The organism is Sinorhizobium americanum (assembly GCF_001651855.1).
GTDB classification, from domain to species: domain Bacteria; phylum Pseudomonadota; class Alphaproteobacteria; order Rhizobiales; family Rhizobiaceae; genus Sinorhizobium; species Sinorhizobium americanum.
Genome location: NZ_LNQC01000072.1, coordinates 1 through 22541 on the forward strand (window position 1 = coordinate 1; position 22541 = coordinate 22541).

Genomic DNA, 22541 nt, shown 5'->3' on the forward strand with positions numbered 1-22541 from the left:
ATCGGTCCGTTCCTCTCTCGTTTGCAACAAGAGCAATCTAACCGATCGCTCCGGAGAGGGGCGGGCCATCCCATAATCTGAACGAAGTGTTCACGATACGATCGGTCCCATCAAGTGGCGATCTATTGATCTATTTTAGCTGGGCAGATGCCCCTCGGCTTCAGGGACTGACAAGCTTCGCTGAATATGAAACGAATGCCATCTTCATCCGGGATCCGGGGAAGTCCTGGTACAATGGCGCTATTCCAGGCCTTTCGGGCAATGCTAACGAGCTGCTCGATTTACTACGGGCGCACTGCGCAAAGTTTGATCTCAGCAGGGTTACAGTTGCCGGGACTTCCATGGGCGGGTATGCAGCAATTCTGTTCGGAACGCTCCTCGGCGCCGGCCGCGTTGTTGCGATCGGTCCCCAGATCGTGCTTGACAAGAATCTTCCTCGCTCGCCGTCCGCTCCAGTAAAATACAGCGATCTGGCCCCTGTAATCGTTGGCAAGCACGAGCGCACAGCGATCGACATCTGGTACGGCTTTGAAAGCGCACTTGATCTCTACAACGCGCTACTGGTTCCCCAGATCGATGGGGTGAGAACATTCGGCGTACGAGGCGCAATGCACAACGTGTTGGCCAAATTTAAGCGGACAAATGAGCTGCGGCGCTTCTTCTCGCATATCGCGATTGGCACCCCCTTTGACGTTCCTGTCTTCCACATCAATGGTGATTTACGCGAAAGGATTTTGCAGGCCGGAGAAAGGTTTTTTGTCCAGAAGGACTATCCAGGCGCCATAAGTATCAGCACGCCAATCGTTGAGCAAATTAGCCTCTCTTCCGTGCATTTCCTTATAGGTGCATCCCACTTTCGCATGAAGGATCTTGAGCTGGCCAGGCAATCATTTGAGCGAGCAGCTTCGGCCTGCGATGAGAACTACGATGCGCATCATCACCTTGGGCTATACTTCGAGAAAAAAGGAGATTTCAAAGCGGCAGAAGCCTCCTTCGCGCGTGGACTCGAATACTTCGACGCTCCCAACGGCCTCAGATTTTCAAAGCTGGCAGCAAGTCAATTTCGAAACGGGAAGTACCAAGAGGCTATCGCCAACCACCAACAGGCAATCAGCCTCGATCCTTCTATTTCCAGAAGTCATTTTGAATTGGCGATGATGTACGACCGTGCAGGCGTAGGCGATAGGGCATTGCATCACTTCCAAGTGCACGCTCATCTGAAACCTGGCTTCCCCACGACGGAACGCCACATCTCCCGCCTGATGAAGGTGACAGCGAAGCGATAGCCGATCGCCTGAAGCGGAAACCGCCCAAAGCTCTATTACGCTTTTAGCGCTGCCAACCTCGCCCGAACACCCTTTAACTCGGCGACGAGATAAGGCACGAGTTTGCTCATATCGACGCTCCACCATTCAAAGATTCAAAGCCAGAATCCCGGGGGAGTTTCTCCGGGCTGGATCGCCAACGTAACCATCCGGCCAGGGCCGCAGGTTAGGCAGCCTGATGTTGTAGGGACTTCGGTGGCTGCCAATTCCACGGAAGCAATTGCTCGAGCCTGGTGATCGGGGTGTCGGCGATGCGAGCGAGCACCGTCGGCAAGCCACGCCTGCGGATCGATGTCGTTGAGCTTGGCGGTTTATGCCGACCGTCGAACCATGCGAGCACCTCTTCGAACATACCAGTTGAAACGCGCTTCGTTTCGGTTGGAGACTTGTCATTGATATTCGGCATAGTTCTCATGCCCAGAGGGCGTTCAGGAATTCCAGAAGCCGGTCGTTTGGTCGAAATCGCTCGGCCTCCGCGCGTTCGTACGGCTTCAGCTTTGCGAGTGCGGATTCCTTCAGTTGAAGATGTGCACGAAGATAGGTCAGCGTCGTTTCCATTGCCTCATGGCCAAGCCACAGGGCAATGACCGAGCGGTCGACGCCCGCCTGTAGCAACTCCATGGCAGCGCTGTCCCGCAAAACATGGGGCGATACCCGCTTTGAGCGAAGGGAGACGCAGTGCTCGCGCGCTTTGGCGACGTATTTGTTCAGCAGCGCCTGGTGCCGCCGATTAGACGTACGCTCAAAACTAGATCCCACGCATACCGAACAGGTTGGTCGTTGTCACACGGCAGATGCGGCCGGCGACGTTGGGCAATGTTTTTGGCGAAGTCGGTAGGAATCCGACATGCATTACATATATTGCTGTGCAATCCTGTTTGCGTTCAGCGTTGTTGCAGTAGCTGGCCTGTCGGCGACTCGTCCAGTGGCTGCTCTCCCGTCGCCGTTCAGGACAAAAAGGGTCTAAAGCCGGCGTCATTATCAGCCCCATTTTTTTATTTCGGTGCTGTTGGACTGTGCGGGGCGAACCCGCAGTCCAGTTCAATGCCCGATTGCGAAGTTGCGAACCGGTAGTGTCGTCTCATTGTCACGCGGCGTCGTCGTCGTCCTCGCCGATGGCAGTCGAGCTGTAGTTGCCACCAACGACTGTCATGTCGATGGTGTTGCCCTGAGGTTGGCACCAAGCACGATTTACTGGAAAGGCGTTGGTGTCGATCACCGCATCGGCCGATGCGGAGGAGATTCCTTCGAGGAAACTATCGTAACCATTGTAGGAACCCCAGGTGCCGCCCGAGCCTGCGCCGCCACCGCCGGTCGTAGCGATGCCACCTGCAGCGCCTGCGCCGCCTGCACCGCCTGTGGCTGCTCCACCTACACCGCCACCGGCAAAGGCATCGCCAGCCCATGCACCCGTGAGGGCAAAGCCGCCGTCACCAGCGCCACCGGTTGCCGCTCCGCCGGTTCCAGTCCCGCCGCCGGCAGCGCCGGACGTTCCGCCATTCGCAGTGGCACCGCCGCCGCCGCCATTACCGGATCCGACACCGGCACCCATGCCGATACCAACGCCAGCGCCGAGCGCATCGCCGCCGTCACCGGCATCGGCCGCGCTGCCGCCGTTGGCGTTGCCGGTCTCACCGAGAGCGATGCTGTTGCCGCCATCGTTGTCGCCGCCGTCGCCAGCGTCATTATCGCCACCCGCCCTCGTTCAGCGCGGTAGCGCGCGAGCGACGGAGCGGTGGTCATTGCAAAGCGACAATCCGGGTAAGATTCTGGTGTCGCAGTCGTCGGTGACGGTATCATCCAGATTGTCGCCCAGCTCGGGGGATGTGCTCACATTCGTGCGCGTCCCTGCTCAATGTCCATTTGCTTTGCCGCAACCCGTCGAGGTCAGGTGGAGACGTTGAGACTGCGTCGCTGCAAAACTCCCAGCCCCGCTCAAACATCCAGCGTCGTCTCATGTTTCACACGCGCTGAACTGCGAGCAATAGCTACTCCATTCGCCATCTTTCAGCTTGAGATACGCTTGCTCGCGCCGGTGAGCGACGGCACACGCCGTCTGCCCGAAACCACGAAAGCCAACTAGAAAAACGACAAGCATTTGCGGCCTCCAATTGGAAGCATGTGCGAAGGCAGTTCCCTACAACGTTTAAGTGAAGCCCCTGAGGACATATGACCATGTGGTCCGCGCGTCCAGCCGAGCTTCACGTGTTGTCGCATCGATCAGCGCTGCAAGGTGCGGTCGCCTTGGCCGGGGCATCGTCGGTAACTAACAACTCCAGGAACGCGTAGCCTCCACAGTGTCGAAGAAGTCATTGTGGCCAAGCGGCAGGAATTGCCAAGCTGTACCCGTTTTCGCCCGCCGACGGCCGGACCGCTCGGCTCAAGGCAGACGCCTGCGTCAGGCGCCCGCAGAACCACTCTGTGAACGGCTTGTCGGTAACCACCATGAAAACTAGAGGCGCATAAAAGAAAACTTCCAATTGTGTCCCAGCGCACGGAGACACCCGGGCGCTGCGAATAGTCTTTCTCCTGCCACCAAGGCACTCACCACCTCGAATTTCGGGGGCAAGCCACAGGAGGAACCCTTCAATGAAACATGATCTCAAGCTCACGAGTGGTTCAGTTCAACAAGTCGTCAACGACCTAAATGCCGGCTGGCGTAACGAGGTCGTCCGCGCCCTCGGCATGGATTCAAACACGTTTCAAATGGCGCAAGGCACCCTCGGCCTGCAAAGCGCCGATTCCAGCGGGCTGTTCCTGATGGCTGATTCAGTGCCGCCACAATCGACCACCGCCTATTACGATCCCTCGGGCAAGAACAAGCGCTCCAGCGCTTACAACCAGATGCTGCATGCAATGCTGCCCAGCACCTCGAGTGGCCTTCGCGCCGCACTCGGTGATCAGTATTCCAACTGGATCGCCTACAGGAACGCCGACACCAGTGATCTCAGCCAGCTCGAGCTGTTCAAGAAATGGGCCAGCCGGCGTCTTGATCCGAATCAGGAAACCGCGGCTATCACGGCCTTCAAGAAGACGTTAAGCGATCCTCTGAACGTGGCGCTGAGCAATTACGTCGACAAGAACTTCTACATGACGTTCACCGATGACTCCGGCAAGTCCTTCACTCTTCCGAGCTATTCCTGCACGATCGACGCGGCAACGAAGGCGATCAACACAGGTGGCTCGGCCTCAATCGACTACGATTCGACCACTGCATCCACGTCCTCGAACGGGACTATGGTTTCGGGATCAGCGTCCGGCTTCTATGACATTTTCAGCGCCAGTGCGGGCGGCTCGTTCGAGCAACTGAACCAGACGGCCGCCAGCAGTGCCTTCACCATCAAGGGGACGATTGGCAAATACGCGACCGTCGTGTCGGATGCGGCCGAGTGGTACGACGGCTCGATGGTAAGCCGTGCCTATAACGGGAAGAACGACAACACGATCTGGGATCCCAATTCCAATATGGGCACCTGGGACTCCTTCTTCGGCGCCAACGGCTCGCTTGCACGGCGCATGTCGTCACTCCTGGTGGTGAGTGAATATGACCTCGTCGTCACCTCGAAGGCGACCTATTCCCAGGCTGACTTCCAGCAGATCAAAGCGCAGGCATCTTTCGGAATCTGGCCGTTCTTCTCGGCAAGCGCGAGTGCCACCCACACCGAGACATATACGCTCAACGAGGACGGCTCGCTGAGTGTGCGCTACCAGCTCAACAAGGGCCTGATAGCGATATGGGGTGCCACAATCCAGAACGCTCCGAACTGAGCGTGCACGTTACGGTCAGCGCCGGGTTTCCGGCCGGCGCTGATCATTCGTTTTCACGCCCATGAAAGGGACCCGGCGATGACCAGGCAAGTTGATCTCTATTTCGACACGATAGCTGGCGTGGCGCAAAGGGCGGTTGCCGCCCAGACACCCCCCCCTCCAAATCCCGCCCCGGTGTTCAATACCTCGCAGGATGCGACCGCAACCGCCTGGTCCGCTGTTGCGGTCCATCCGATGTCGGTGCTCGAGACCGAATATGTCAGCGTCGTTCAGCAGGCCGAAAGGAGCGCCGGAAACAACGGCGACGAAAAACGAGAAAGAGCATTCGAGGCGATGAGCAGGTTCTTTGTGCTTTCCTCGGAAGCCCCCTCGTTGCTGCAGCCGAATACGGAGCCCCTGGCAGACAACCGGATAAAGGACCTCAAAGCCCAGTTCGACCTGGTCGAGATCATCGCGGAAAAAAATGCTAGCGAAGCTTCGGCCGAACTGAAGGCCTTGATCCAAGCGGCGGCCGAGATCATCGTTTATGTGACGAGCGGAGAGGAGCTCGAGTTTGCCGGCGAAAACATCCAGGCAGCCGCAACGTATCTGCAATTGTTCGAGGTCCCCGCCGAAAATGCGGCAGAGGCTTGGGCAACGTCGCATGCCGACCCCGACAAGATCGGCGACTATATCGCCGAGGTCGACAAGAAGCTGATCCAGCCGCTGCTCTCGAATGACAACGCCGTGGCCTCGGCCCGAAGCCTCTACAATATTGCGCCCTTTTACCTGTTCCGCCTCATGCACCGCTTCATTGGAGGGGATCAGGCAGCACCCATGGATCTCGACTCGAAGGGTGTCGCCAGTGGTGCAGCGACGAAGGCCATGCACCCACCTCAGTGGGATTGGTTGATAGAATGGCACGAGACACAGATCGTATTGCTGAAGGACCGGCTATCCCATCTCAACACGTCGCTGAAAGCGTCGTTCAAGACGAACGAGGACGTAATCCGCTTCTTCTTGAAAGGGGGGGCGAGCAATGTTTACAGCTCTCGGCAACGCACGGAAGGGCGAGAATGACTGGGATACGGGCATCCTCATCAATCCAAACCTTTCTCCCGAAGACTGGTATTCGGCCTATGCCGCCGCAAACGATACGGTTTCTACCTTCCTCGATCAGGCGCGATACGGTTACACGGCGCTTTTGAACCGCCACAAGGCGGATCTGCAGCCGCCCGCCGCCCTTGCGCGACAGTCGGTCGGCCCCGTGGAGTTGAGGTATTACTCGCGCTTGGCACTCCAAGCCGAACAAGATACCGAACGAACCAGGCAGGGAAGCGGCCGGCTGCGTCCGCTTGCCTCGGGCACTGGCCAGCCCGCAGAGATCCTCGCAGGGAGGCCCCGGACTCGCCCGGTTGGCGTGAACGGCGAACTTATCGACGTCGGGCTTTCGAAACGAAACACGGTCGAGCTGATGGAACATTGGCTGGATGTCAAGATCGTCGAGAAAGAAGGCGTCGTATCTGACGGCATCCCGGTGCCCCAGCTGCCTTATTTCGTCGACGACTTCTCGACCATTATCCGCGAGGCCCTGGCCACGAACACGGCGGATCGCAAGCTCGCCAAGCGGCTCGTTCGGCTGAAGCTGGTGCTCGAAAGCGACGACGACACACTGGTCGAGGCCGCGCAAGCAGCCTCGGACGCAGTGGCGGCGGCCCTGCCGAAATCGGCGAACGCCTTCGGGACCGGTGTCGCAACGAGCACTGCACGAATGGCAACCTGGGTGCTTGCCGGATTGATACAATCGATTCCGGATCTCTGGCTGAAGCAACAATGGCAGGAGTCCCTCGACTCATACATTGCCGCGCAAGCTCCGACGCTGTTGGCCCGTGAGAAAGTCGCCGGGATCTGGCAGCAGGTGGTCACCGCGATAAACCCGCCCGATCAAGACGACTGCCAAACCATCCTGGCCATCCAGTACGCGATCAGCACTCTGTCCCGCCGCATCGTTGAAGATGGGGTTACGGTTGCGCAGGCAATCGGTGGACCTGATCTTTCGGCGGTGCCGCTCTGGAAGGCGGTCGAAACCGCAATCGGAGCAGTCGTGGCGCTGAACTCGGATACCCGAAGCGGGATGTTTTATATCTCGGGAGGGTTGGCCGGACGCATGCAGACGATGCATGCGGATTTGTCGGCGAACGATCTGATGAGCGTATATCCCGACGGCGGCGTCGAAATCTTCTATCGGCCGAACCAGGTGCAGCCGGCCTGGGCCTTCCGCGGCTTGCAGCAGCGACTGGTGAGCGTCCTCACCGGACAACCGTTGACCGCCGAACTGGTCTCGAGCACGAAGGGTACCGCCGTGGTGGTGAAAGGAGCCAATCCAATCAACAATCTGGCTATCGCGGATCCATCGCCCGTGCTGATGACCATCTTGCAGGAACCTGCGAGCCGAGCCTGTAAGACGATCGACTTTGTCAATGGCTGGCCGATCGGATCAACACGGGATCTCGTCCGCTTGTTCCTGGCGCGAGCAGCCGACAGTCACGATTTCGACTTGCGCCAGGCACGCAAGGCAAGCTCGGAGTTTCTGCTGAGCGACGTCCTGGGGCAGCAACTGCGATAAGTCTCGGTAAACATTTGTCAGCCTTTGACGAGGAGCAGCCTGTGACGGCCGAAGCGGCCTTCAGCCAAGCGCTAACCATCTAAATTGTGGTCTCAGAGCCCTTCCAACATCGCGGAAGGGCTCTAGACTACGCATGCGTTAGCGCCCGTCGACGAGGACAAAAGGGGCTTCGATCATGACCCAGGCGAATTTACCAGCTTGCGGAAGTGCCGGCGCGGCGCTCGGATCGGTTTCGCTGCTCGCGGAGCTCAACGAGAGCACACGCGCTGCTTTTGCCAAGAGCTTGTACCTGAGGTCGGTCAAACCCGGGCAGATCGTCGTCGAACAGGGCGAGCGTACCGACGATCTCTACATCGTCTTTTCGGGGCGCCTCCTTGGTTTGCTGCTCTCGGCAAACGGCAAGGAAGTTGCCTTTACCGAGATCGGACGGGCCAGCTATTTCGGAGAGCTTGCGGCGCTGGACGGCCAGCCCCGTTCGATTACCGTATCAGCGTTATCTGAAAGCCAGCTCGGCGTTATGCACGCTTCGATGTTTTGCGGTTGGATCGAACGCGAACCACGAATCGGCTTCAATCTCGCGAGAGACCTGGCAAAACGAAATCGGACGCTGACTGAACGGATATTCGGCCTTGTCGTGCACGATGTCGACAAGCGCGTCCGCGTGCTGCTTTCACGTCTGGCGCAGTCGACCGGGCAATTAAGGCCAGGCGGTGTGCTTGAGCCTGCCCCGACCCACGACGCCATTGCAACCTATGTCGGCGCCAATCGCGAGGCGGTCAGCCGGGTTATTGCGCGCCTTTCATCCGACGGCATGATCGAGGCCGGCAGGCGCAGGATTGTCTTTCACAATATCGACGCTTTGCTCTCAGGCCTTTGAAGGAGAGCCGATGAGTGCCTGGCAAGCGGGAACCAGCCAGCGCTCTCCGGCCAAGAGTTCATGTTGCAGTTCGACGAGGTCCAGGTCGAGCGATGCTCCGCTATCGCGTGCAGCCAGTGCCATAACGAGCTTGAATGTCGGTCCCATGAAGCGAAACCCTTGCGCCTCCAGCGCTTCCTGCGCCTGTCTAAAAGCTGCTTGCCCCGAGCGATGGTCGCCTTGAGCCACTTCCAGTATGCCGCCTAGCATGCCGTCGAAGAGCATCCAGAATACCAGCCCCCGGTCATTTGTAAGTTGCTTGAGACGGTGAGTGTATCGGCTCGCCATTTCCCAGTCCCCGCGGATTGCCGCTGGCAGCGAGGCGCCGAAGGTCAAGGTATGGCAAAGTGTGTGCGCGTGACCTGATGCCTCTGCGGCTCCTACGGCCCTCTCGATGGCGCCAACAGTGCTGTCGTGCGTTCCCGATATACCCTCGATTGCCGCCTGACAGCAGAGGACAGTGACAAAGTTGTCGGTCACACCGAACTGACGCAACTGGCGGGCGTGCTGGTCAGGCTGATATGCGTCGAGGAAAGCAGCGAGATGAACTTTGGCATCGACGAACTCGCCGCGAAACATCGAAGTGGAGCCGATCATCCGGTGAAGCATCAACCGCTGGAGACCGGTGTTGTCCGCATCCGCGATACCGGAAAGACCCAAGGCAAATTGGTGGGCGGTGTCGATGTCGCCCTGCGTGGCAATTTGGAGCCACCGCACGAACAACGACGAGAAAACACGCTCAGGACCTCCAAGACGCCTGCTCAGCCCCTGGATGCGAGTGAGGATGTCAGGTCCGGCTGCCCGGTACCCATAGGCTCCGACGATTGCAGAGAACATCGCAAGCAACGTATCGGCCTCAAACCGTTCGCCCCATTCGCTGTCACGATTTGCGCACCGGGGGATCAGGCCAATGGCTCGTCGATAGAGCGATACTGCCTCGGCGTCCGCTGACTGCAGCGCTGCGCGGCGGCCGGCGGCCGCCCACAGCTCGGCCGCTTCGGACAGGCGATCTGCGCGTTCGAGCTGTCCTGCGCGCAACGCAGGTTCTATCGCAAAGCCTTGTGAGACCCTGCTCTCGAGTGCGTCGGCAATCTGGGAGTGGATCGACATGCGATCACGCGTGAGAATCATGTCATACGCACAATCGACGATCAGCTGGTGGCGCACGACAAGGTGATTTTCCTGATCGTCACGACGCGAAAGTTTCAGCTCGGCCAATCCCGTTTCGACGATTTCGATGAGAGCGAGTTCGATTGGGTTTCTGCCGGACCAGAGATCGCGCAACAGTGAAACCGGCACCTCGCGCCCGATGCTGGCAACCAGCCGCATCAAAGGTCGCGCTATGGTCAATTGCCCAATTCGCGCCTGGAGACTTTGTTGCAAGCTCGACGACATGAGGTGGGCAGCGTCAGGAACAGAATCGCCGGTTCCGGGCGCCCCAAGCCTCGCGCGCATCTCGAGGGCCAGCTCCTCGGCAAAAATCGGGACGCCTTCTGCCCTTTGTGCCAGGATCGGAACAAACGCTGCACTTCCCGAGGCGTCAGACAGAATATCCAGAATGATCTGTCCCGCGTCTTCGATGTCCAGGGGAGAAAGTTCTAGCGCTGCCATTTGACCAGCATCACCAAACTTGTCGAAGGGCAAAGGTGCGCGCGTGCTCGCGATAAGGAACAGGCCGGAGCGCTTGCATCGAACGAGGGCTGAAAGGACTTCAATCGTTGAAGGATCGGCCCAATGCATATCCTCCAGCCAGATTGCTCGTGGAGTGCGGGCGTCACCGGCAAAGTAGTCGACCATTGCCGCTATTAGCTGCGTCCTTCGTTGACGTCGTTCCGATTGGTTTGCGCCTGAGGCGTCATCCAGCAGCCGCATGATTGCGGCAGGCGCTTCTTCCCCGTCTTCGCGATCGCGTTCCAAGGCAGGGAGAAATGCATGGAAGGGAATATCCTGGCCCCCTGGCCGACTGACGATGCGACGAACGGGATTCCCCTGAGCGCGAAGAGGCGTCAAGAACTCCGAGATAAGCCGCGTCTTTCCTATGCCTGCCTCGCCGATCACGGTTACCGCAATCGATCCGCCACACAGCACGCGAGTCCAGTACTCGGCGAGTTGAACAAGCTCAGTTCGGCGCCCAACGAATCGTGCTCGTCCCGGTCTAGAGAGCATCGCCGCACCGAGTTCGGGCGAGCGCTGGCCGCGGACCTCGAAAAGTGTGCATGCATCGTCGATCCCCTTCAGCTGGCGCGCGCCAAGTGGGTAAAGATCGAACTGGTCTTCGACGAGCGATGCGGTTGTTTCTGCTAGAACGATCGTGCCGGGTTCTGCTTCGCCTTGGACCCGCGCTGCGAGGTTTATCGTGGCACCGAAAGCTCGCCCGCCTTCGAGGTGCCTGCCGCCGTTGTGCCCGTTCACCACCGCCACGCCACTCGCAACGCCCACGCGGGCGGCGACCCGCTCTCCGTGCGGTGTCAAAAGCTCCGCGACACGGGCCACGACCTTGACAGCCGACAGCACGCAGCGAATGGCAGCGTCTTCAAGGCCTTTCGGATAGCCGAAATACACCAGAACACCATCGCCGTGATATTGAGCAATGTAGCCGCCAAAGGGATCGATTGCTTGGTTCACGGCCCTGTAAAAGCCGTCCAGCAGCTCCGCAAAGCGCTCGGCGCCAAGTATCAGCGAAAGTCGTGTCGAACCGACTAGATCGCAGAACATCACGGTCACGAATCTGAGCTCCGATGCCGTGAGATCAACGGTCTCACCCGCTGCCATATGTGACAGGCCAGCCATGATCTTGCGTCGATGACCGAGCGATCTGACACCCAGTTCCGTAAGGTCTGCATCGCTCAGAAGGGCAAGCGCCTCCAGGTCGATGTCGGCGCGCGCGAATTCATCCGCATAGGCGCCGAGACCAAGACCGGCCAGCCAATTGGCAACCGTCCGGGCTGACGCCTGCTGCGTGGTCATCTCATCACGTCCCGTCGCTATAGGCTATAGGACCGGCCAATTCGGGTATCATTGCGCTATCGAGGGGCTCCTCAAGGAGGGCAATGCTTTGGGGATAACGGAAGAGGTTACCTGGATCGTACTTCGTCTTGATGGCTCTCAGAAGAGCATACCTTTCGCCCCAGTAGTTCTCGCCGAAGTTTTGATTCTTCGGACTGGGATAGTTTTGATAGACGCGCCCGCACCAGTAAGGGGCTATTCGTTTTTCCCAGCCTTCGAGAAAGCTCAGCATTGTCTCGCGCTCGTCTTCGCTAACCCAAAAGACGTCGAAGAAGAGGTCACAATAGACGTCGCGATGGATGAAGGCGTTGGACTCGCAGCCAACTGCGGCAATAGCTCCGCCATAGATCTCCATGGCTGCAATCGTATAGGGACTCGGGCTGGTGCGGAAATAGTCGATCAGGCCCAGCCAATCCGAAGCCGCAAGCGGGCGCGCCAAATAGCGGCTCAACTTGGCTTCGGGCGGTGGCATCGGGACCATATCGGCCGGGAACTCCGGAACCTCGTAAGGTTCGCTGAGCAAGATGCGGTTGAGGTCCGTATAGGGCTGGGGATCGTAAAGCGCCTGCAGCGTTGATCCTGGCAGGTCAAGCACCGGCTTCAGAATTGTTTCGAGCTCGTCCGTTGGCCCCCGGTACATGCCGCGCATCAGCAGCATCGGCTCCTTGGGCTGGGTCACAGGGCCTTCGAACGCCCATATCATCTGGTAGCCCAGGTTGTCAGGAGCGCCGGTGCGCATGAAATGTTCCTGCAGCCAGGCCAGCGCCCTCGCCGCATTGGCCGCTTCTTCATCGGTGTTCATCGACCAGACGATGGAGAACCCGGCGAAATCATTGCCCTTGTAGAGCCGATACTTGACCGCGAGCAGAACCCCGAAATTACTGCCGGTCCCGCCGCGCACTGCCCAGAACAGGTCGCTGTTCGTATGTTCATCGGCGTCGACCATCCGTCCGTCCGCGAGCATCAAGCGCACCGCCTGGACCTGATCGCAGTTCATTCCGAACATCCGGGCGGTAAACCCGTAGCCGCCACCTTGCATATAGCCTCCGATGCAGACATCGGCACAGGCTCCACCGGGGGTGTGAAGGTCAAAATACTGGAGCTTGGCGTTGAACTTGCGGAAGTTCGTCCCCGGCCCGACCCAGGCGCTCAAATTCGCGGTATCGACAACGACTTCATTCATCCGGCTGACATCAATGAGAAATCCATCTTGCGACGAGAACCCTCCGGTGCTGTGCCCGCCCGAGCGCACCACAACCGGCAGGCTCAATGCGCGTGCCACATGGATGCATTCGGCAACGTCGTTCTCGACCTCGCAATAGACGATCACCTGGGGAAACGCCGAGAAACGAGGATTCGTCAGTAGACGATCGCGATCATAATCAGGGTCACCTGGAAGGACGACTGTGCCGACAATCCTCTTTTGCAGTTCTTCAGCATAGTGTGGTGCGACCGCGTCCGTTTGTCCTATTTTAGCCCGAGCTTTCCAGGCAGGGGCAACGCGGCGCAGGCGCTGCGCGTGGCTGTCATACCAAAGCAAATCTATTCTCCCCCAAGTAGCTGCAGCGGCTGACTATCGCGGCGCCGCCGTTGCAGATGGTTGTTTCGCACCTGCGCTTTGCCTGCAGATCATCCGCCTGGTCCGAACTGCAGGAGTAATTTCGCCTGTGGCGAACCCGCAACGTTGTGGCCACAGACGTAGCGAGGCATTTGTGCTGATCCTGAGATCGGCCAGAAGCAACTCATCCGTTCAAGAAAGCGCCCAATTCCTTGGCGGCCCGAACGAGGCAATTCAAACACCGGAATGTGGTTGGCGCCCCGCCAGCTTGCCACCCTCCGTGAAGCTATTTCGAAAACTTGAGTTCGTCAATGCCAGGCTGTACGAAATATGGCAACACCCGTAAAAGTTGACTGGTTTCACGGTGTTGACGCACTCATGCTTTGGGGCTACGCAGGCCGAACGGCCTCGGCTTGTCCACTGTCAACGCTGCAGCGCACGTCGGTCAGTATTAACGCAGAGGACGGCCAGCCACGCTTCAGAAGGCCGCGCTTCTTCTTCGCAACGGCAAAGCCCTCGCCGATGGCTCACGCCAGTCGTCGTCCTTGCCAGAACTGCGCAGTCGCTCGCGTTCCTTCATGCCGGCATTGAGAGAAGATTGAAGGGCCTGAGCGATAGAACCACTGTCGCAAAGGAAGCGGAGGGCCCAGGCCCTGGCCTAAGTGGCGATGAAACCCGCAATCCAGAGCTGCGATCCATGGCCGCGGTCGACGTCCTCGGCTGAAATCTCTCGCCTGTATATTTCAGATGTTCCTAATGAAACAGCGCATGCGACGATGTCATGGTAAGTCGGAGCATGGAGGGGGTACGGGTCAATGCGCCGCGTCTATCTGCTCATGGCTACCATCGGATTTCTGGTCTGTCTCGCCGTTTCGGCCATCTTCATACGCATGGACGTTTTTGGGCGCTTGCTGGCTGATAAGGTGCTGGCGAACGCCGCCATGCCGACGGAAAAGGAGATGCCACCCACTTCTGGTCAGATCCCTTTTTCCTCTGCGGATATCCAGATCATCGGCGGACGGGGAGAAGGGTTGAGTTGCAGCCTGCCCAGACTTTTGGCCGACCTCGCCTTTCCCCAAAGAGAAGGTCGCGAAGCAATCGGCCTTCAGATGCGGCAGGCCTGTGCCACGCACGATTACTGCTACAGGCACGGTGCGGCCACCTATGGCTACACCCAAGCCGATTGCGACTTCCTGCTCCAGGAGCACGCATTTCGGCTTTGCTACTTCATCGAGAGGCGGGAACCTGGAAGTGACATGGAGGCCAAACAAAGCAAATGCATCCGCGATGCCAGGCTCGTGACCCTCGGCGTTCGCGCCGGCGGCAGTGATTCATTCCGGCCGCTGAACCCGGACGTGGATGCTCTATCGGAAGGTCTCGAAAACAAGGCTGGACTTGATGGCAGAGCTTCGACCTACTTTGAGTTCGACCCCTATCCGGTTCGGTCTCTTTCCTACGCCGTATATCGAATTGCGGATGCCCCCCACGGCCGTCAAGGACTGAAGGCGCTTTACAAGTTCTCGATGCGGCCCTCCGGCATGTTCGTCTCGGTAGCGACCATAAGCAAAGATGCGAAATTTGGTGCGCTCGAACTCCACGTAAAGCTACCTGGTGATCCGTCCTACATCGTCAATGCGCCGATTGTCATCGCCACGACACATCGCGGCAACAAGGAAGACTGGTTCGTATGGTGGCAGCGACGTGGCCTTAGCGAAACTGGCGGGCGCATCCTGGCGATTGCTCCGCGGCGGGCGACCAAAGAGGATTGGAACTGCCTCTACCTCGCCGGCATGACCGATGCGATGCTCGGCAACAGCGATCCGTGCGGTGCGCGCAGCACCATAGCAATAGTCGAAGTGGGAGACGCCGGGCGTCCTGACGATGGCGGATTTTCCCAGATCGTCGCGGCCCACGGCGCGCAGCCTGTGCCAGATACGCTTCACTTGATGGCGTTGCAGACGAACAGTTGCCTCGGAAATGGTGCGAACACACCCTGTTTTCGCGACATTCTCATCAGTACGGCGCTGCGGCGCAAGCACCAGCCACAGGAACCCCTGCGAGTAACGGATCAGCTTGCGAAAGAACCGCCCGGACAGAAACAGGAAGAAGACTACGTCTATCGCAACTACGTCTCTGCGCCGCTGGTTTTCCAGTCGCCGCTGGAACGCGATCCGCTCATGACCTGGGCGCGACGGGACAAGGACTATGAATCGAAGGCATTTGTGCGGCGCATCGGCATCGCGCGCAAGACCGCAAGGCCCAAGAACGATACCGGTCGGTCGCGCGGTTCCGTGTGGCTCGCCGACATACAGGAAAACGACGAACCGCTTTTCGCCTTGGGTCGGACAGGCGAGCGCCAATCACTGGTAGCGATACGGAAGTCCGACTATACGGGCATGGGCCGCGTGGAGATCCGCCAATGGCGCTTGCCGGGGCTAAGGGACGACGACTCGGGCGAGGCGCCGTTGATCGCGGCGAACACCGCGGCGTGCCAGCCGAAATTCGAAGGCACGTGGCTGGCTAGGCCTCCGATCGTGGTTTCCGTCGGATCCGACGAAGCCCTCGTCCTCTTGTCGCGCATCGTCGCCGCGAAGGAGGAAAACGGAGGCTACGGGCTGGAGTTGGCCACGCTCAAGATCGGAACCAATGGGCGCTGTTCCGAAAGTCTCTTCTCCGGGCCAATGATCCCTTCGGTGACGCTGATACCGAATGCGACCAAGGATGACCACAACAGACCGCAACCACTCCTGAAGCAGAAGCGTCTCGAACTGCTCCGGCAGACCCCGACACTTGTTGACGATTTGGAAGGAGACAACACGCTCGAGGTGATCTTTCCCGGCGCGGGGAGCCCTCCGACCGCAATTATGATCGCGCGGGTCAGCAAAGACGGTGTTTTCGTGCCCGAGCAGGTCGTGGCGGAAAGCATGATCCAGAAGTAAATGTGTCGCTTTTATAAACGTTGAAGGGGCCATTCAAGAATGGGAGGCTGAAGTGAAGACAAGTCTACGCGGCATTTGCGCAATGCTTGCCGAAGAGGCGATCGTCTTGGCGGCTTATAACGACGGCACGGGCACTATGACGATCGGCGCCGGCCACACCGCGGCTGCCGGTCCCCCGCTCCCCCGCTCCGGAATGGCGATCTCGCTCACCGAGGCCATAAACATATACCGCAACGATCTCGCCAAGACAGAAAGCCAGGTCCAGTCTGCAGTCAGAGCCGTGCTCTCGCAGCATCAATTCGATGCTCTCGTCTCCTGGCACTTCAACACAGGTGCGATTTCAAGCGCCACGTTGACGCGGAAGCTGAACAGCGGAGACTTGGCCGGCGCTGCAGCCGAGTTCGCGCGCTGGAACAAGAGCAAGGGAAAGGTCCTGGAGGGCCTTGTCGCCCGCCGCGAGCGTGAGACGGTGATGTTTTCGAAGGGTGATTACGGCAATCCGAAAGTCCGTGTTCTGGAGAACAAAGGTGGTTCGGAGGAGATCTTCACTGCTGACCAGATCGAGGCGCTCCTCGACGGTGCAGTGAATTCCGAGGACGAGCAGTCCACCGAAGAACTGCTGGCCAATCCGATCTCGCAGCTACTACCGCTTCACCGCCCCAAGCAGACGGCCGCCGTCACGCAGGCCGTGCTTCAGAAATTCCACGACCTGATTCCCGAGGAGGGACGAGACGATGCGGTGGCCGTGGTGGCCGTCCGTGGCTATTACCTTAACACAATGGGCAAGGAAGGCGCCAACGATCGAGGCGTCTATGACGACGCCATATTCGTGGTCGAACCGGGCGGCGTACACAACTTCAACGGAAATACCGATCCCGGCCGGTTTGCTCGAGGTATTGCCAAATTGAAGTCGCGCCAGGCAATCCGGTACCGTCCCGGCCCGCATGGGTTTTCACGCAAGAATGGCCCCTATCCGGCCTTTCGCCAGGATAGCAACTGCGCCGTGATCCGCGACGAGACAGGTGAGGATACAGACTCACCTGCGGGCCGCTTCTGGATCAATCTCCATCGCGGCGGCATCACGTCCACCTCGAGCCTCGGCTGCCAGACGGTCCCGCCGCACCAATGGAATGAATTCAAGACGCTGGTGGACGGCCTGCTGAAGAAGCATGGCCAGGAAAGTTTCTATTATTTGCTCGTCGATCAGGAAGATGTTCCACAGGAGGAAACGACCGTGCCCGCCATAGCGCAGCCCTCGCCTACGCCTGCCGAGTTCAACTCCGCACAGGTGCTGCAACAGTTTTTAACGCTCGCCGCAATGTTGCGCGGGCGCAAGACGCTGGACCAAGCCGACATGATCTGGCTGCAAGACATCCTGCGGGTGCTCATTGCCGAGCCGACCATACTCAATGGCGAAATTCTGAACGGAAGAAAACCGGACCCACTCGCGTCGACCAGCGACCGCGAGCTGACGCCGGTCAACGGTGCTCTTGGCAAGACGATCGGTCATGCTCTCGACGGTCGCAAGACCGCGATCGGTGTCGTTGGTATGCTCGCGGCAACAATCCTGCCGATCTTCTTCCCGCAATTGGCACCGATTACAGCGGTGGCCGGTCCGCTGATTGACAGCGTGACGAACCCAGGCACTTCCGCAGGCGCGGCAACGCAGGCCGGCAGTGGTCTCGGCAGCGAGCTCGTAACAGCGGCATTCCCGGTCTTCGCTGCAGTGGCGGGCTGGGGAACAATGGGCAAAGTTGAAAAGTGGGTGAGGGCGCTGCGGAGCGGACTTGTGGCTCCGGGTAAGACCATTGCCTAAGTTCCGGGCTCGATCAGACCCACCGAGTGATTGTTGTGGCGAACTCGACGGCGGCCAAGAGATTTTTCGGGGGCTCAGCGCCGATACCACTCCTTGTCCGCGGCACGGAAGCGTCTTTAGACTTGCCAGATGTGATGCCGACATGCGGTCACGCGCGGCAGTTGCACCTTCGACCGGCCTGAAGTTGCTGTCTATTCAGGTGGCGTCAAACCGCTCGAGCATCTTCTTGAGCTGCAGGTTCTGTGCCTGGAGTTGTTCGACCAACAGCCTCTTGAGCCGCTTGTTTTCAGCATCAAGGGTGGCTAGCCCGTCGAACGGGATCGGATCCGTGGCAGCCTGGGGCTGTCCGCTTTCATCCTCAAGTGCCCTTATCGAGCGATGCAGGGTCGCCTGGGCGGGGGCACGCTTGGTGCGCTTTCGAGGAGTGCCCGTTGCTGTCGCTCGACGGCGCTGGCTCTCCTGCACTTGCACAACAGCTTCGGCGGCCGGACGATCGGCCTCATGCTGCTCCGGCATTTCAGCCTCCGTGCCGACGCGTTCTATGCCAGAAGCTGCACTTACCGGATCAGCCGGCGTGATTTGAGCCGGATTAGGGGTTGCGGGTGCCTCATGTGAATTGAACAGATGCGGCGCCTTCTGTTCCACCTCGCGGGCCAAAGCCTTGAGATCTGTGTCGCCCCAGATTGAGTTTGTTTGGCCTTTGGACTGTCGTCGCCCCGACTTGAATTCAACAACGAATCTCCGTTGTGGCGTCTTCATCTACTTTTTGATCCCAAGTAAACCGTGAAAGCAACGCCGATTGGCGCCGCTGCATCCCTGCTTGCGCACCAATACAGCCCTTCCCCGCGCACGGCAACTCCTCGCCGACCACACAGCCGGCGTGCATTCACCCGGAAAGAGCGGGGGAAACAGCAGGGGCTTGTTTGCCCCCACAAGGTCAACTGGGGGCAAATTCAAGCATCTGGCGTGACACGGGGGACGCAAAAGAAACTGTCGCCCCGCGCATTCGCGGTCATGATTAGTTCAGACCGAGCCTCTTGCGCAGTTCGGCATTTTCCGCTCGCAATTTTTCCGACAGTTGTTTGCGGAGCCGCTGGTTTTCCTCTTCGAGCTGGACAAGATCTGCCAACTCGTCGCCGGCCGGACCGGGCTTGGTGCCCTTCGTGGCCTTTTTATCCACGGGCTTGGCAGCACCTTTCCACTGATAGTAGGTCTGCTCCGATATGGCGGCGCTCTTGATAGCGTCCTTAAGCGTGCTGCCTTCGGTGACTTGCCTCTCGATCAGCTTGAGCTTCTCGCTCTTCTCTTGATNCGCTTGCACCGGTTCGGCAGCCGCCTTCGGACGCCGTGGCGACCTCTGCTTCTTAGCCGTTGGTGCTTTCACTTCTGCGTCCGTCGCTACGGTCTGAGCAATCGGTCCCGTATTACTCTCGTCAGCCATCAGCAATTCCCTCCTTTTGGTCATCACCTGTTTTCTGCTGAGTGCACTACAGAGTCAACACAACCGTTAAAGTCCTGCTTTACGGATAGTTGATGTTGGGCTTGTGCTTGGAGCCCGGACGATCTACCGGGGAAAGGTTATAAGCTCTTACCTCAAGTACCCGGCGGCCTGGTCACCACGGTCCCCGATTGATCGTGGCGACCCGTGCACTTTGGCGCAGGTTCGTTGCGAGCGCGAACTGTATTGCAGTATGGTGAGACAGGCCCGCCATGGCCAAGGCGATCTGCTTCAATGCTTGACCAGCTCTACTTCTAAATTTCTACCGTCCCGTGAGACCCGTAATATAGATCCGCCCGATGAAATTCGTTGATAAGTAGTACTAGAAAATAGACTCGACCAGAAGATCGTTCTCTGGTTCTATCCTGCCGTACTATTTTCGACTTGCCTTCAAGGGTGTGGCAAATGGCATACGATTGGGATGGAAAGCGCACGCGTCGGCTTCAAATGCTCAGGTTCATGGGGGCTCTGGCGATACCTGCTCTCCTGTTCGGTTCCGCCATGGCGGCACTGAAGTGGACCGACACGGATGGTCCCGCCTTAAGGACCGCTCACTTTCGATAGATCTCCAGCGAAACTGCACACTTTCAAATCACACCGAAACGCAGGGGCACAAAGGGTATTCCGTCACATCGTACTGGCGGAGGCAGAGGGAATGATGAATTCAGCTCACACCTTGAGTTTCGATCCAATCGGGCCTGCCGAGTTGGAGTTGATCGGAAAGGCCTTCCAAGACGAGCTGCAAAGGCGAGCTTTGTCACGCAAGTCCGAAGAAGCTGAAGCGCTCGCCGCAAAGCTGATCAAGGCTTATCAAGCAGGGATTCGCGACGACCTGGGCTTAAGTATTGTGGCTGGGTTGTCCTGAGGCGCAGCGGCAAATAACCTTGGCGCGTTCGCTTGATGGCCGACTGCTTAGCAGGCTCTCGAACTCGTATGGCGGCGAGCGTTTTGCCGCCGAGCAACGATGACGCAAGTGCGCGCTTAAATTGGGCCGCTGCCCCAGCTCACGAAACGCCGAATCGCTCAAGCATCTTCTTAAGCTGAATGTTCTGCAGATGAAGCTTTTGAGCGAGTTGGGTCCTCAACATTTGAATTTCTTCATCGATTATTGTCACTTCATGGAAGAACGAATCCCGTGAAGACGGGGGTTGCACGCTTCGATGGTCCTTTGCGGCGGCAGCGCTCTGCACAGCCACGTGAGATTTGGCCCTCTTCCCTCGTTCTCGATGCTTGACCCGCGGTTTGCGTTGCGGCACCAACGATCTCGCTTCTGCACCCGAATTGTCAGCTTCATGACGCGCAGGTGCTTGATCCTCATCAGTATCGATCGGCGGGTTTAGTTCCGGCGCGAAATCTTCGTCTCCTTTCGCCGGAGCCGATGCGACCGGCCCTTGGTCAGCCGGGAGGTCCTCATCGTGAGCAGGTGGGCTGGCAGAAACCGGCGAATTGGGCGGAAGTGCAGGCGTATGAACCAATTCGCTCTCGGGCGCCTTGGGATCGGGGTCATTCCCAATCGCACTCTGTTGCGCTTTCGCCGATCGCCGCGACGTCAATTCGGTAAGAAATTTCCACGGTGCTTTCATAGTATTCCAACCTTGAGCAAGCCGGACTGTGGTAGCCCGCTGACTTCACAATGAAGATCGGCTTTCAACAAGAACCGGTGTCCGAGCCTGCGCGGTAAAGCCATCCCCATCAAGCCTTGTACCGATCAAACGCGGTCAGTCTTTTGATGGGTGGGTCGGCCTCTTCCCACCGGTAGATCTCTGATCTCAGGAAAGCGAGCTCCGTGGCGAGCTCCCCCTCGTCGATCTCGGTCCACCAGGATTTCGGACGACCTTCACTGCCATCCGACCAGCGGTATCCCCGAGCCTTCAGATGATCCTTCATGTCGAAGGGGCTGTGTTCGGCGTAGATACGCACGCGCGAGCGCTGGCTTGTCTCGAGCAGTTCCGCAAAAGCGCTTGGCTCCGTCGCCCCACCGGCGCCGGCGAGCACCTCGAGCAGAGCAAAACAGTCTTCGACCGCCCGATGGCCGTCGTGGAAGTAACCACTTTGACCAATCAGATAGCCGAGCTTGGTGCCATCGAAACCGCGCGCCGACCAATCGACTTCCTTGACGGAACAGGCCCATGCCTTGCCTGAGAACAGGCTAGAGAATGCCTCGCAGAACGGCCGATCGAAGCTGGCATTGTGGGCGATCACCAGGTCGGCGGGATCGACCAAGGCGCGAAGCAGCCCGACATCGATCATCTGCCCCGCAACCATCTCGTCGGTGATCCCTGTGAGGCGGGTGATGTCAGGGTGGATCGAGGCGGTCGGTTGCTGCAGGCCGCCATAGACACCCGTGACGTCGCCGATATGGCCCTCGTCGTTAAAGGTGAACGCAACTGCGCCGATTTCAATGATCTCGTCCTTGCTGTGGTCGAGGCCCGTCGTCTCGGTGTCAACGACTACTCCATGGCGAGGAAATCCCGGCCGCGGCTTGTCGACGATCTGGCGGGCGACAAGCTTGCGCAGCACGCGATAACTGCCGCTCTCCTCCAGAAGCCGGGCCATGCTCTCGTCATCAAGGTGTCTCGGCTCGCGCAGCCTCAAGGGCCGTCGCAGCTTCACAACGACATCATCGACCTCACGCGGCGAGGGAAACATGTCTAGCTGAGATGCCATCGGCCTCCAGTGTCCTCGGGCTTCGGCGCACCGCCGGGTGCGGGTCATTCGTCAGGATAGAAACCGAGTTGTAGTCTGGCAATGCGAAGGAGGTCGTTGAACGGGCCACACAAGCCAAAATGCCCTGAAATCTGTCAAAAACACACCCGCCGGCACCGCCTTCCTCCAGCCGAAGTACCTGCATGTTGAGCGAACTGGTCTGAGCGGGAGGAAGACAGAGGAGGCAGTGTTGAGCGAATCACGTTCGAGCGATGAGGAGCGGAAGCCGGAGCTGACAAGCCGGATCGTGCCGCTCAACGAGGAATAAGTCTGCTGGATAAGATCGGACACTTCGCCCGGCAAGCATTAGCTTCGAGCGCCGTTTCGGATTGGTTCGCGGCATCAGCGAGACGGAGCCGACGATAACACTGACGTCGCCGGCATCCAAAATGCCGAGCATGCCG

Annotated in this window: 16 protein-coding genes and 2 pseudogenes; 9 read left to right on the forward strand and 9 right to left on the reverse strand. The window is 58.8% G+C overall.

Annotation, left to right across the window (positions count from 1 at the left end; all coding sequences use genetic code 11):
• The first annotated feature begins 125 nt into the window (after window positions 1-125).
• Window positions 126-1286: a tetratricopeptide repeat protein gene (locus tag ATC00_RS21690; RefSeq protein WP_064254382.1), complete on the forward strand. Its 1161-nt coding sequence runs from the start codon at window positions 126-128 to the stop codon at window positions 1284-1286.
• A gap of 205 nt (window positions 1287-1491) precedes the next feature.
• On the opposite strand, the pseudogene ATC00_RS32655 reads toward ATC00_RS21690, so the two are convergent.
• Together ATC00_RS32655 and ATC00_RS21700 are read right to left on the reverse strand one after the other, a co-directional pair.
• Window positions 1492-1636, reverse strand: a pseudogene (locus ATC00_RS32655) (transposase domain-containing protein); the annotation flags it as partial.
• Between the two features lie 100 nt (window positions 1637-1736).
• Window positions 1737-2084 carry a tyrosine-type recombinase/integrase gene (locus ATC00_RS21700; RefSeq protein ID WP_268801745.1) on the reverse strand — a complete coding sequence of 116 codons (348 nt, stop codon included), beginning with the start codon at window positions 2082-2084 and terminating at the stop codon, window positions 1737-1739.
• Window positions 2085-2385: 301 nt separating this feature from the next.
• Between ATC00_RS21700 and ATC00_RS32660 the strand changes: the two genes are divergently transcribed.
• The 5 genes from ATC00_RS32660 (at window position 2386) to ATC00_RS21725 (ending at window position 8575) form a co-directional block, all read left to right on the forward strand.
• Window positions 2386-3042 carry a hypothetical protein gene (locus ATC00_RS32660; protein WP_161951936.1) on the forward strand — a complete coding sequence of 219 codons (657 nt, stop codon included), beginning with the start codon at window positions 2386-2388 and terminating at the stop codon, window positions 3040-3042.
• Between the two features lie 872 nt (window positions 3043-3914).
• On the forward strand, window positions 3915-5093 hold the full coding sequence (locus ATC00_RS21710; protein ID WP_064254386.1) for a hypothetical protein: 1179 nt from the start codon (window positions 3915-3917) through the stop codon (window positions 5091-5093).
• A gap of 78 nt (window positions 5094-5171) precedes the next feature.
• Complete coding sequence (locus tag ATC00_RS21715) at window positions 5172-6152, forward strand: hypothetical protein (RefSeq protein WP_064254387.1); 981 nt, start codon at window positions 5172-5174, stop codon at window positions 6150-6152.
• Between the two features lie 340 nt (window positions 6153-6492).
• Complete coding sequence (locus ATC00_RS21720; RefSeq protein WP_153045264.1) at window positions 6493-7698, forward strand: hypothetical protein; 1206 nt, start codon at window positions 6493-6495, stop codon at window positions 7696-7698.
• Window positions 7699-7873: 175 nt separating this feature from the next.
• Window positions 7874-8575 carry a Crp/Fnr family transcriptional regulator gene (locus ATC00_RS21725; protein ID WP_064254389.1) on the forward strand — a complete coding sequence of 234 codons (702 nt, stop codon included), beginning with the start codon at window positions 7874-7876 and terminating at the stop codon, window positions 8573-8575.
• Here the strand turns inward: ATC00_RS21725 and ATC00_RS21730 are convergent.
• Both ATC00_RS21730 and ATC00_RS21735 read right to left on the reverse strand, forming a co-directional pair.
• Entirely contained in the window at window positions 8564-11581 is a 3018-nt protein-coding gene (locus tag ATC00_RS21730; RefSeq protein ID WP_064254390.1) for an ATP-binding protein, read from the reverse strand. The two genes, ATC00_RS21725 and ATC00_RS21730, sit on opposite strands and share 12 nt — an antisense overlap.
• A 4-nt stretch (window positions 11582-11585) precedes the next feature.
• Window positions 11586-13160 carry an FAD-binding oxidoreductase gene (locus ATC00_RS21735; RefSeq protein ID WP_064254391.1) on the reverse strand — a complete coding sequence of 525 codons (1575 nt, stop codon included), beginning with the start codon at window positions 13158-13160 and terminating at the stop codon, window positions 11586-11588.
• A gap of 833 nt (window positions 13161-13993) precedes the next feature.
• On the opposite strand from ATC00_RS21735, the gene ATC00_RS21740 reads away from it, so the two are divergent.
• Both ATC00_RS21740 and ATC00_RS21745 read left to right on the forward strand, forming a co-directional pair.
• A complete protein-coding gene (locus ATC00_RS21740; RefSeq protein ID WP_064254392.1) occupies window positions 13994-16117 on the forward strand; it encodes a hypothetical protein in 2124 nt (707 codons plus the stop codon).
• 82 nt (window positions 16118-16199) lie between these two features.
• A complete protein-coding gene (locus ATC00_RS21745; RefSeq protein ID WP_234782393.1) occupies window positions 16200-17933 on the forward strand; it encodes a lysozyme in 1734 nt (577 codons plus the stop codon).
• Window positions 17934-18128: 195 nt separating this feature from the next.
• Here ATC00_RS21745 and ATC00_RS21750 read toward each other — a convergent pair whose 3' ends face one another.
• From ATC00_RS21750 to ATC00_RS33680, 3 genes and pseudogenes are all read right to left on the reverse strand, one after another.
• Entirely contained in the window at window positions 18129-18692 is a 564-nt protein-coding gene (locus ATC00_RS21750; RefSeq protein WP_064254394.1) for a hypothetical protein, read from the reverse strand.
• Window positions 18693-18951: 259 nt separating this feature from the next.
• Window positions 18952-19244: transposase (locus ATC00_RS21755; RefSeq protein ID WP_234782394.1), on the reverse strand; the 293-nt coding region annotated here is incomplete at its 5' end.
• A gap of 1 nt (window position 19245) precedes the next feature.
• Window positions 19246-19374, reverse strand: a pseudogene (locus ATC00_RS33680) (transposase); the annotation flags it as partial.
• A 712-nt stretch (window positions 19375-20086) separates the two neighbouring features.
• Here ATC00_RS33680 and ATC00_RS21760 point away from each other — a divergent pair.
• Entirely contained in the window at window positions 20087-20296 is a 210-nt protein-coding gene (locus tag ATC00_RS21760; protein ID WP_064254396.1) for a hypothetical protein, read from the forward strand.
• Window positions 20297-20435: 139 nt separating this feature from the next.
• Here ATC00_RS21760 and ATC00_RS21765 read toward each other — a convergent pair whose 3' ends face one another.
• Together ATC00_RS21765 and ATC00_RS21770 are read right to left on the reverse strand one after the other, a co-directional pair.
• The gene (locus tag ATC00_RS21765; protein ID WP_064254397.1) at window positions 20436-21014 is read right to left on the reverse strand and encodes a hypothetical protein; all 579 of its coding nucleotides are present in this window, start codon (window positions 21012-21014) and stop codon (window positions 20436-20438) included.
• A gap of 109 nt (window positions 21015-21123) precedes the next feature.
• Entirely contained in the window at window positions 21124-22098 is a 975-nt protein-coding gene (locus ATC00_RS21770; protein WP_064254398.1) for a 3'-5' exonuclease, read from the reverse strand.
• Window positions 22099-22541 lie beyond the last annotated feature (443 nt).

What these genes read in the sequence shown, in the direction of transcription:
- ATC00_RS21710 (WP_064254386.1), top strand. Translation starts at nt 3,915, where the DNA reads ATGAAACATGATCTCAAGCTCACGAGTGGTTCAGTTCAACAAGTCGTC.
- ATC00_RS21715 (WP_064254387.1), top strand. Translation starts at nt 5,172, where the DNA reads ATGACCAGGCAAGTTGATCTCTATTTCGACACGATAGCTGGCGTGGCG.
- ATC00_RS21725 (WP_064254389.1), top strand. Translation starts at nt 7,874, where the DNA reads ATGACCCAGGCGAATTTACCAGCTTGCGGAAGTGCCGGCGCGGCGCTC.
- ATC00_RS21730 (WP_064254390.1), bottom strand. Translation starts at nt 11,581, where the DNA reads ATGACCACGCAGCAGGCGTCAGCCCGGACGGTTGCCAATTGGCTGGCC.
- ATC00_RS21740 (WP_064254392.1), top strand. Translation starts at nt 13,994, where the DNA reads ATGCGCCGCGTCTATCTGCTCATGGCTACCATCGGATTTCTGGTCTGT.
- ATC00_RS21745 (WP_234782393.1), top strand. Translation starts at nt 16,200, where the DNA reads ATGCTTGCCGAAGAGGCGATCGTCTTGGCGGCTTATAACGACGGCACG.
- ATC00_RS21750 (WP_064254394.1), bottom strand. Translation starts at nt 18,692, where the DNA reads ATGAAGACGCCACAACGGAGATTCGTTGTTGAATTCAAGTCGGGGCGA.
- ATC00_RS21760 (WP_064254396.1), top strand. Translation starts at nt 20,087, where the DNA reads ATGATGAATTCAGCTCACACCTTGAGTTTCGATCCAATCGGGCCTGCC.
- ATC00_RS21765 (WP_064254397.1), bottom strand. Translation starts at nt 21,014, where the DNA reads ATGAAAGCACCGTGGAAATTTCTTACCGAATTGACGTCGCGGCGATCG.
- ATC00_RS21770 (WP_064254398.1), bottom strand. Translation starts at nt 22,098, where the DNA reads ATGGCATCTCAGCTAGACATGTTTCCCTCGCCGCGTGAGGTCGATGAT.